The sequence below is a fragment of the Acinetobacter endophylla genome (assembly GCF_053543775.1).
Genome location: NZ_JBLVOM010000039.1, coordinates 1 through 10,153, shown reverse-complemented (window position 1 = coordinate 10,153; position 10,153 = coordinate 1). Strand labels below are relative to the sequence as shown.

Genomic DNA, 10,153 nt, shown 5'->3' with positions numbered 1-10,153 from the left:
TGGCTGAAACGGTGAATGGCTTATACAAAACAGAGGTGATTGAATATTTAAAAGCAGATTGGCAAGGTTTAGCAGATGTACAACTTGCGACACTAAACTGGGTAGATTGGTTCAATAAAAAGCGTGTACACAGTGCACTGGGTTATGTATCGCCTTTTGAGTTTGAAGCAATGTACTATGATAAGATTAACCCGTTAGGTCAGGTGGCCTAACTTAAATAAAAAAGTCTCCGACAAACCCGGTACGGTTCAAGGGGATATGCATAACGGTACTTGGATTGACCAAGGTAATAGAAGCTACATCGTCGAACTTGGCTTTCTTTGAGTTTGCGAGATAGTTCTTGATTTCAACTACACGAGATTCTGGAACACGCAAAACTTTTGTAGGTTCATCATAAAGAGCTTTACGTCCTGCCCCTTCTCTACTTCCACCATACTGGTTTACCATCTATGTCTCTCCCTGTATAAACTTGATATTGTAACAAAATCAAGTTTATTAATTAGAAGAAGCTAAGACAATGAAATTACGATAAATGGTTAGTCACTTTTATATTAGTATTTCTGCGAAATCAATCTCTAAAAATATAAGGGAAACTATTTCCCTTATATTTCAACCAATCGTGAGAATCAGGTTATCTTATATCCCTAGACCACATATCTTTTACTTAATCCCCATTCTGCCAATATCCGTCTATATGTCGTTGAAGATTTGTCTGCTGCAAAGTGCGCCTCCATTGAAACATCTAATGGAAGTTCTTCCGGTTTTTGACTCTCAACAATATCCTGATCCTCTGCAAAAATTTGTGCATTGAAGTCATATACAGCCTGTAGGTCACCCGTCGTATCAAAATTACGTGTCAACGGAACAAATAGCCTGGTTTGATTATGCGAAACAGGACAACAAGCATTCAAAATTTTTAAAATCCCATTGTTAGGAAAATAGACAGTAAGTGTTGCCGAGAATGGAGGATATACATCAAATTCTCGTTTCCATAAGAAATTCTCTGGCTCTAAATGTCTCAAACTATGAGGAAAGTTACTTACTGTAGAGATATAAATCGTTTTAAGTCCATAATCTGTTCTTTCAGTTTCATATTTTGGCACTACTGGATTATCACGATCAGCGAATGCCTTGTTATGCACCCAGGCAAAATGTGCCACATCGATAAAACCTTCAAGCTGACGACCACTAGAACCTGCTATATCAACAAATGGTGGGAGTATTGATTGATGTTCATCTGAATCCCAAGTTTCAAGAACTGGAAAATTAGCTTCACTTTCATCACGGCTAAATAAGCTGGTCCAAACTAGTCCATATTTCTCAACTACAGGGAATTTAGTTAAGGTGAACCGATCTGAAATTTGGGTAAGTTCTGGTTGAGCAGGGATTTTTACGCACTTACCTTGTGCGTTATAGTTGAGCCCATGATAGGGACAAACAATATTTTCACCTTCTACCCATCCTTTACTTAATGGCACTCCTCGATGTGGACAGATATCTCTTACCAGATGAATTTCTCCACTTTCAGTTTTATAAATAGCCATTTTGACATCAAGAAGCTGAACTTGCTGCGGTTGAGTCGTTACATCCTGGATTTGAACTACCGGATACCAATGCTGCGCTAGAATATTCCAGTCATTTGGGTCAAATTGACTACATTGTGGCTGAGTGAATAAATTGAGAACTGGTATTGCATTCATTTTAGCGCTGCCCCTCTTATAAGTTATTGATTAATTCAAACTTCTTAGCATTGCTGCATCATGACTTTTTCTTTTCTATCTGTCTATTAAAGACTTTAGGAATGGTATTTCTAATTTTTAGAACACTTTTCTTATTATTGTTCTTCTTATCTAAACTTAACGAATAACTAGCATTTTATAACTCATCACAATTCTTAATTGATGCTGAATTACTTGGACTCCTATTACTACTCTGACTTTATTTAGTGTTGCCTTTTTGGCAACGAGTTGAGCGAGATTCTCTGCTATGCACGGAATTAAATTGTCATTAAGTTGATAACAACAAAGTTCAAAGAGCCACAAAAATGTTGACATACACACCACCTTCTACGGCTAAAAGTATTCCAGTAATCGACTTAAGCGACAGTTTTTCCGATAACCTGGAAAACCGGAAATCTGTTGCGTGGGAAATCCATAAAGCATGCAGAACAACAGGTTTCTTCTATATTAAAAATCATGGTATCGCTTCTGAAGTTCTCCAAAAACAATTAGACATTGCAAAACAGTTTTTTGACCTTCCGATTGAAAAGAAACTAGAAGTTGATTTCAAAAACTCCAAATGCCTTCGTGGTTATGAACCAATGGCAGCTCAAACACTTGATGAAGGCTCTCCTCCTGACTTAAAAGAAGGGTTCATGTCAGGGAAAAATCTAGATTCAAGTCACCCATATGTCCAAAAAAGCTATCCACAACATGGGCAGAATCAGTGGCCTGAAGATCTTCCTGAAATGAAGACCCAGACCGAAACCTATATTCAACAGACTTTAAAACTGGGTAAGCATCTAGCTGGCCTATTGGCACTTTCTCTTGGGCTTGAAGAAAACTACTTCGAGGCAGGCTATGATGAAACTGTCATTATTACCCGTATGCTTCACTATCCTCCTCAATCTGAAAAAATTGTAAACAATCAGCTAGGGTGCGGTGCGCACACTGATTGGGGGTTACTGACGCTCTTATTGCAAGATGAAGTAGGTGGACTAGAAGTACGCAATAGTGAGGGTGAATGGATACGTGCACCTCACATACCAGATACTTTTATCGTAAACCTCGGTGATTTAGTCCAATTCATGACTAATGGACTCTACCTCTCAAATATGCACCGTGTTTTCAATAGTAAAGCAGGTGTCTCACGTTATTCGGTTCCAACCTTCTTTGACTTGGATTACGAATACAAAATCAAAACGCTGCAAAATTTAGGTGATCAATTTAAGGCTGAACCTAAAGAAATGACTGTAGGTGAGTACCTAGCCTATATGTATCAAAAAACTTACGCATCGAAAAAAGAAGCCGTTTAATTTATTCAACAGTTGGTATCAAAATTATGAAAAAAATGTTTCCTCTAGGTTGTGCTGGTTTAGGCATTCAAAACTCATCAAAAGAACGACCAGTAAGCCTGAATGAGCCTACTATTCTCGAACAGTTCGAAATGCTAAAAGCTGCGGAGGTCTTTGATTTTCTGGATCGTATCCCTCTTGAAGATAGTCAAATAGATGCTTACATCAAGGCAAGTCAGAAAACAAATATCCCTATTTATTCTGGTTGTGGCTTATATGTCATTGGCAAGGATGAGGAAGCATTCAAACAGGATATTAATCGTAGTGCCGCTGTAGGGGCCAAATTCCACAACATGATGATTTGGGCAAAACATGCAGATGGTCATTATGTAACGAACGAAGAAGTTGCTAAAACTTATATCGATTTCTACACCTACGCTCAAAGTAAAGGAATAACGGTTACCTTAGAGTGCCACGTTGATAACTGGTCTGAAGATTATCGTCGAGTAATTCCGGTGGCAGATCTTATAGAAAAAGAAGGTGTGCCGTTTGAGTTTGCAATGGATTACAGCCATTGTATTTTTAAAATTGAAAATGAAATTGAGCTTGCTGTATCACAAATGCGTGATGATCCTGAAGCTATCAGAAAGTTAGATCCTTTTAATAATGATAGTTTTGCAGATGATTGGCTGAATCGAAATTTAGTTACATGGGGGCAGATCCGTCCTGCAGTCCCGAATAATCCAGTTAACTGGTTAGCATTTGAAACAGGACCATATAATGGCTTAGGAACAAATCGTCCTGGCCGAGGAATTCAGTATCCATTTAATCAACCTACGGAAGGTGAATGGCATACAGACTTCTGGCATGCATATAAGCTTGCACCAACCAAAGAAGTCATTCGTAAAATCATTGATAGCTACTTGAACAATCCAAATTCTAAAGTTCAACTTATGACTGTTGATAATATCAATTTAGAGTCGTATGGTTTAAATTGGAAATACAACATGTTTGCCGACAGTTGCAGTGTTGCCCATTATATTCGTGAGATTTATGAGGAGCGACTGGCAATATTTATGGCAAAACAAAATTCAACTGATACTCTTCAAAGAGAATCAGCATGAATAACCTACTTAATTTAAAAAATATTTTCGTAAATGCCAGTCTTTTAGGACTTTTACTCATCAGTGGGGCCAATCCAGCATTGGCCGCTGATCAAGCGGCTTTTGTCTATGTCGCTCATAAAAACGATTATGGTTGGTCTTATTCACACGATATAGGTCGTCTGAAAGCAGAAAAGTCCTTACAGGGTAAATTTAAGACCTCTTATATCGAGAATATTCTAGATAATGCCGACTCTGAACGTACATTTCGGAGACTCGCACAACAAGGAAATAAGGTTATATTTGCTACTACCTTCGGGTATATGAATGCCATTGAAAAGGTAGCTAAACAGTTCCCGAACACCATTTTTATGCATGCGAACGGATATAAAACTGCAAAAAATGTGGGAGTCTATGATATCCGAACCTATGAAGGCTCTTACTTGCAAGGGGTATTGGCAGGCTATAAGACTAAAAGTAATGTTTGGGTGTTGTAGCACCATTCCCAATTCCTGAAGTCATTAGAGACATCAATGCCTATACACTTGGGGCTCAATCTGTAAATCCAAAAATTAAGACCAAGATAGTCTGGATTAACACTTGGTTTGATTCAGGAAAAGAGCATGAGGCTGCACTTGCATTAATATCGCAAAATGCTGATATATTATCACAAGTCACCAACTCACCCGCTGTAGTTAAAGCTGCTCAGGAAAAAGGGAAATTTGGCTTTGGCTGGAACTCAGATATGAGTAAGTTTGCTCCTAAAGGTCACCTAGCTGCATCAGTGTTATATTGGGAAAAAATCTATACTCCTGTTTTGCAGCAAGTGCATAACAAAATATGGAAGTCGGGATCGACATGGTATGGTGTCAAGGAAGGTGCCATCGATATAGCAGGTTTTGGTCCAATGGTCTCTAACAATGAAAAAATGAAGGTTTTGGCAGTCCGAGATAAAATTCGTAACGGTCAATATATTGTGTTTAGTGGACCACTTTACAAACAAGATGGAACATTACTTTTGGGAAAAGGTAAACATCTCTCAAATACGCAATTGATGAGTATGAATTATTTCGTTAAAGGCGTGGATGCTGCTTATCCAAAATAAACAAAGCTAAGCCTTTATTGAGGGATTTCGATAAGGGCTTAGCTTTTTAGTTGTACTTTTCAGGTTATGTTTATTGTCCAGCTTCGCCTCTTTGTAGGATTTCATCTGTAATAAGCCTGGAGAGAGCGTCTGTTGCTGTAGAAAGATAATGACCTTTACGTGAATACAGACCTAAATCACAGTAGATACCATTGTTATCATTAAGCGGAATATAGCGAAGGCGATTATTAATTATTTCATTTTCCAACCCAAAGAATGTCTGAAAACCAATTCCCTTATTCCTGAGTATTAACTGTTTCATTAATTCCAAAGAACTCGTTTGCATTTTAAAATTTGGAATAGCATGTTGTGCACCCGCAAATAATGGCGCCAACTGTTGATAAATAGACAAATTAGGTTTTGGCATAATCACATCATAGTCGAGGCACTGATGGAATGACACCGTCTTTTGAGAAGCCAGCGGATGGTCAGTCGATACAATTGCACCTAATTTAAAATGGGATATTGCTATTTGGTGCAAATCATTATGCTTTGGCAAGGCAAAAGCCAAGCCTAGATCCACCCGATTTTCAATGATTTCATTAGGGATATCTTTTGAGCCTAAAATTGTAACCCCTACAGTTATATTAGGATATTTGACCTGGAATTTTTCAATAATCTCTGGCAGGAAATTAATCGCTAGTGTTTCAACACTCGCAATTTCAACATGACCTTTATAAAGCCCTTTCAGTGCATCCAATTCATTCTGCAATCGCTTAGTATCTCTCAGTACTAAACTGATATGTCTTGAAAACAACTCACCTGCATGAGTAAGCACCATACCCGAAGGCACCCGATTGAATAATGGTGCTCCAATTTCATCTTCGAGTTTTAAAATTTGCCTGTTTACAGCAGAAGATACGACATTTAATTGTCTGGCTGCTTCCCTGATTGAACCGCACCGGCGTACAGCATCAAAATAATGAATTGCTGCTGAGTGAAAGCGAAGACCACGTGTACTCATTTTAACATCACATCCTATTCCAATTTTAAAGCCCCAATCCATTTATAAATTTGAATGAGCTATTGAAATAGAAGCAAAAAACTTGCCATTAAGTAGCAGCCATTTTTTGGACCTAAAGCATTATTTTCAGTGCATCCCGTTGCTTTTTCAGCATCATCACTCATTTAAAAAAGTTTAAGCAATTGTTTTTATTTAATTAATTAAGAATAGCTCTCTTTTTGGCATCAGCTTGATCGATATTCATTGCTATGCGGTCTCATGATTATTTTATAAAAAAAAGAAAACATTATTTTTGAGAGATTGCTACATGACTGCGCTGGAAAACAATCAAAACATTACCTCTATACCCATCATCGATATTTCTGGACTTTTGGATAATGACATACAAACGCACCAAAACATTGCTTCAAATATTCGGAAAGCATGCTTAGATAAAGGTTTTTTTTACATTACGGGACATGGAGTTTCTAAAGCATTACAAGATAAGGTTTTTGAATATTCCAAATTATTTTTCAGTCTTCCCCTAGAACAGAAAATGCAATGGACCATCGAGCTTTCTGAAGCAAACCGAGGTTATGAACAATTAAGAGCACAAACCCTTGAACCTGATTCTCCACCTGATATCAAGGAAGGCTTTTATATCGGGAAGGAACGCTCAGCTTCAGATCCTGTTGTCATCCATAAAGCTTTTAACCAAGGCCCAAACCAATGGCCAGATATTGATGGATTCAAAGAGGTTATGGAGGAATACCAACTAGAAATGATCAAAGTCTCAGAAAGGCTCATGCATGCTATCGGTTCGTCACTAGGTCTGGAAGAAGATTATTTCTCAGAGTTCTGCAAGGATGCAGATTTAGTCACCTTGCGTTTATTGCACTATCCTCCACAACCCTCTAATGCTCAACCAAATGAAAAAGGATGCGGGGCACATACTGATTTTGGAGGGTTAACCCTATTACTTCAGGATCATAACCGCGGTTTACAAGTGTGGGATCAAACTCAAAACCAATGGATTTGGGCAGAGCCAATTGAAGATAGTTATGTCGTTAACCTAGGTGACCTAATCTCTATGTGGACGAACAATACATATAGATCCACCCTCCATCGCGTCATCAACATCTCAGGTGGGGAACGATATTCTGTTCCATTCTTCTACAGCGGTAATCACCAGTATCAGATTGAATGCATTCGAGAGTGTTTGGAGGAAAACTCAGAACCGCTATATCCACCAATCAGTGTTGAACAGCATTATCGTGACATGTTCAAAAAAACATATATCTAATAATAAGGAGTTTCCCATGAAAAAATTACCAGTTATCGACATTGCACCTCTTTATGACGTTAACCATCCTGATTATGCAGATATATGCAACCAAATTGACCAAGCATGTCGTGAATGGGGGTTCTTCTATATCAGTGGTTATAAACCGAATCACCTTGCAGAAGTTCAAAGTTTAGCTAAAGAGTTTTTTAGTAAACCACTGCTTGAAAAACTAGAAATAGACATCCAAAAACACAAAGCCTCTCACAGAGGATATGGTGCATTGGGTGTTGAACAACTTAATCCTGACCTGCCCAATGACTTTAAAGAAGTATATGACATGGGTGTTCACCTAGAAGCAGATCATCCTGATGTAATCAATAAAGAACCATTACGTGGTCCTAATATATATCCGAATATCGAGGACTGGAAAACTGTAATGGATGGCTACTTTGAAGAGATGTTGGACTTAGGAAAAGTTCTTCTAAATGCCATGTCTCATGCCATTGGTCTTCCACAAAATTATTTTGATTACTGCCTACAAGAAAGTCTGTGTGCACTCCGCCTCATTCATTACCCACCTGCATTAGACAATACGCAATCAGAGAGTTTCAATGCTGGAGCACACACTGATTATGGCTGCGTGACTATTCTTGCTCAAGACGATGTAGGGGGATTGCAGGTTCAGGATGTGAATGGGAATTGGATCGATGCTCCGCCTATTCCTGATACTTATGTTATCAATATCGGCGACATGATGGCCCGTTGGTCCAATGACATCTACAAATCTACACCACATCGTGTTTCAAGTCCTAAAGGCAAACAACGTTTTTCTTTCCCATTCTTCATCCAGCCGAGCCCAAAAACTGTAATCCGTTGCCTGCCTAACTGTTACAGCGAATCCAATCCACCTAAATATTCACCAATTACTAGCATGGAATATCTACAGTCACGCTTTGATGCTACTTACAAACATCGTGCTGACGTTTAAATATCGGGGACATTCAAATGAAAAAAATTATCACTTCATTACTATTAAGTACCTGTGCAGTCAGCACTTACTCTTTTGCAGAAAAACCTTGGTTATATTGGCAATCCAATAGTATTTCTGCACTTTATGGTAAAGGTTTCGAAGTAGAGCCGGATACACATGAAACGATTACTTTTGAACATGCGAGCAGTTGGAGATGGGGAGATCTCTTTCTATTCGTCGACACTTATTGGTTTGACGGTGAAAAGACTGCTTCCCAAGGACATAATGCTGTCTATACAGAAATAGCCCCACGCTTTTCAATAGGAAAACTAACCAATACGAATTTGAGCTTTGGGCCAGTGAAAGATGTCCTAATAGCTACGAGTTTTGACTTAAGTATTCAAGATCAGCCTGGCTATGACGATATGTGGACTTATTTAGTTGGTCCAGGTTTTGACCTAGATATCAAAGGCTTTGATTATTTCACCCTTAATTTTTACTATCGCATTCCAGACGATGGAAACACCCCAAGTGGACAATGGCAAATCACTCCTTCCTGGTCATATACTGTCCCATTTCTTAAATCATCAATCATTTTTGATGGATACATTGATTGGGTAGTCAATTCCAAAGGTAATAACTCTTCCGACTTTCACTTTAACCCACAAATCAAATATGACCTTAGCCCTCATCTAGGCTTAAGCCCAAAAAAATTAGCAGCAGGTATTGAATACGACTATTGGAAAAACAAATTCTTAATCGAAGACACTCCATATTTTAAAACTAATCAAAATGCTACTAGTTTCATCGTCAAATATACCTTTTAGGCTGAAGGAGAAAAACATATATGACTAGGGCGTGTCCTCATTTGAAGAATTGGTTTTAAATACTTAAAATCCTCCTTTGAGTTATTTTTATTTCTATATTTTCAATGGCACGTACTCTTCTTACCGATGATATCTGGCAGCAAATTCAAGATACTATGCGATTACACGGTTGTTACTGTTCAAAGAATAGTAGAAATATCATGGAAGCGATCTTATGGAAACTTCGTACAGGCGCCACATGGCGTGATATTCCCCAAGAATTTTGTCCTTGGCAAACTGCTTACAATCGTTTTAATCGTTGGGCAAGCAAGGGATTGTGGGATAAATTTTTTTTAGATTACGAGGCATCTTGGATCAGGAATGGGTATTCATTGACGCAAGCTACATACGCGTGCATCAACATGCAAGTGGAGCTCGGCATGGTTTCGAAAGAGCAATTGGACAATCACGCGGTGGACGAACAACAAAAATACATCTTGCAACCGACGCGAATGGATTACCGATTGATTTTAAAATCACTGAGGGTGACGTCCACGACAGTCAAGTTGCAAAACAACTGATTGATACGGTAGACGAGGCAACTTATCTCATTGCTGATAAGGGGTATGATGCTGAGCACATTAGAATATATGCCAAGAACAAGAATATGATTCCCATTATTCCATTGAGATCAAACAGTAAGAGATCGAATAAGGAGTTTGATAAATATCTATATAAATTAAGACATTTAGTTGAAAATGCATTTTCGAGATTAAAACATTTCCGTGCTATTGCAACTCGATTTGATAAACTGGCACGCAATTATAAATCTATGATCCGTATAGCCTGCATATTTATTTGGTGCAAAGCCAAATGAGGACACACCCTA

Annotated in this window: 10 protein-coding genes and 1 pseudogene; 8 read left to right on the top strand and 3 right to left on the bottom strand. The window is 38.3% G+C overall.

Annotated features, from left to right (window positions below):
* On the top strand, nt 1-212 hold a 212-nt coding region (locus tag ACNPNW_RS04165), incomplete at its 5' end, for an integrase core domain-containing protein (RefSeq protein ID WP_005265707.1).
* Nucleotide 213: 1 nt separating this feature from the next.
* On the opposite strand, the gene ACNPNW_RS04160 is transcribed toward ACNPNW_RS04165, so the two are convergent.
* Together ACNPNW_RS04160 and ACNPNW_RS04155 are read right to left on the bottom strand one after the other, a co-directional pair.
* The gene (locus ACNPNW_RS04160) at nt 214-447 is read right to left on the bottom strand and encodes a hypothetical protein (RefSeq protein ID WP_005265709.1); all 234 of its coding nucleotides are present in this window, start codon (nt 445-447) and stop codon (nt 214-216) included.
* Nucleotides 448-644: 197 nt separating this feature from the next.
* On the bottom strand, nt 645-1,700 hold the full coding sequence (locus ACNPNW_RS04155) for a Rieske 2Fe-2S domain-containing protein (RefSeq protein WP_000991568.1): 1,056 nt from the start codon (nt 1,698-1,700) through the stop codon (nt 645-647).
* 344 nt (nt 1,701-2,044) lie between these two features.
* On the opposite strand from ACNPNW_RS04155, the gene ACNPNW_RS04150 reads away from it, so the two are divergent.
* The 3 genes and pseudogenes from ACNPNW_RS04150 (at nt 2,045) to ACNPNW_RS04140 (ending at nt 5,221) form a co-directional block, all read left to right on the top strand.
* Nucleotides 2,045-3,034, top strand: a complete 990-nt coding sequence (locus ACNPNW_RS04150) for an isopenicillin N synthase family dioxygenase (protein WP_005090782.1) — start codon at nt 2,045-2,047, stop codon at nt 3,032-3,034.
* A 26-nt stretch (nt 3,035-3,060) separates the two neighbouring features.
* Nucleotides 3,061-4,137, top strand: coding sequence for an IolE/MocC family protein (locus ACNPNW_RS04145; RefSeq protein WP_000738084.1), 1,077 nt, complete (start codon nt 3,061-3,063; stop codon nt 4,135-4,137).
* Nucleotides 4,134-5,221 (top strand): annotated as a pseudogene (locus ACNPNW_RS04140) (BMP family ABC transporter substrate-binding protein). The gene ACNPNW_RS04145 and the pseudogene ACNPNW_RS04140 overlap by 4 nt, the downstream one beginning before the upstream one ends.
* Nucleotides 5,222-5,291: 70 nt before the next feature.
* Here the strand turns inward: ACNPNW_RS04140 and ACNPNW_RS04135 are convergent.
* Nucleotides 5,292-6,224, bottom strand: a complete 933-nt coding sequence (locus ACNPNW_RS04135; protein WP_005265710.1) for a LysR family transcriptional regulator — start codon at nt 6,222-6,224, stop codon at nt 5,292-5,294.
* Between the two features lie 307 nt (nt 6,225-6,531).
* Between ACNPNW_RS04135 and ACNPNW_RS04130 the strand changes: the two genes are divergently transcribed.
* From ACNPNW_RS04130 to ACNPNW_RS04115, 4 genes are all read left to right on the top strand, one after another.
* A complete protein-coding gene (locus ACNPNW_RS04130; protein WP_005265712.1) occupies nt 6,532-7,506 on the top strand; it encodes an isopenicillin N synthase family dioxygenase in 975 nt (324 codons plus the stop codon).
* 16 nt (nt 7,507-7,522) lie between these two features.
* Nucleotides 7,523-8,476, top strand: a complete 954-nt coding sequence (locus ACNPNW_RS04125; RefSeq protein ID WP_448766562.1) for an isopenicillin N synthase family dioxygenase — start codon at nt 7,523-7,525, stop codon at nt 8,474-8,476.
* 17 nt (nt 8,477-8,493) lie between these two features.
* Nucleotides 8,494-9,285: an outer membrane protein OmpK gene (locus tag ACNPNW_RS04120; protein ID WP_005265715.1), complete on the top strand. Its 792-nt coding sequence runs from the start codon at nt 8,494-8,496 to the stop codon at nt 9,283-9,285.
* A 104-nt stretch (nt 9,286-9,389) separates the two neighbouring features.
* A protein-coding gene (locus tag ACNPNW_RS04115; RefSeq protein WP_448766392.1) for an IS5 family transposase occupies nt 9,390-10,141 on the top strand; the annotation gives its coding sequence in 2 pieces (ribosomal slippage) (nt 9,390-9,624 and nt 9,624-10,141; 753 coding nt in all).
* Nucleotides 10,142-10,153 lie beyond the last annotated feature (12 nt).

Excerpts from the sequence above, each read along its gene's own strand:
- ACNPNW_RS04130 (WP_005265712.1), top strand. The coding sequence starts at position 6,532 with ATGACTGCGCTGGAAAACAATCAAAACATTACCTCTATACCCATCATC.
- ACNPNW_RS04120 (WP_005265715.1), top strand. The coding sequence starts at position 8,494 with ATGAAAAAAATTATCACTTCATTACTATTAAGTACCTGTGCAGTCAGC.
- ACNPNW_RS04150 (WP_005090782.1), top strand. The coding sequence starts at position 2,045 with ATGTTGACATACACACCACCTTCTACGGCTAAAAGTATTCCAGTAATC.
- ACNPNW_RS04135 (WP_005265710.1), bottom strand. The coding sequence starts at position 6,224 with ATGAGTACACGTGGTCTTCGCTTTCACTCAGCAGCAATTCATTATTTT.
- ACNPNW_RS04125 (WP_448766562.1), top strand. The coding sequence starts at position 7,523 with ATGAAAAAATTACCAGTTATCGACATTGCACCTCTTTATGACGTTAAC.
- ACNPNW_RS04155 (WP_000991568.1), bottom strand. The coding sequence starts at position 1,700 with ATGAATGCAATACCAGTTCTCAATTTATTCACTCAGCCACAATGTAGT.
- ACNPNW_RS04160 (WP_005265709.1), bottom strand. The coding sequence starts at position 447 with ATGGTAAACCAGTATGGTGGAAGTAGAGAAGGGGCAGGACGTAAAGCT.
- ACNPNW_RS04145 (WP_000738084.1), top strand. The coding sequence starts at position 3,061 with ATGAAAAAAATGTTTCCTCTAGGTTGTGCTGGTTTAGGCATTCAAAAC.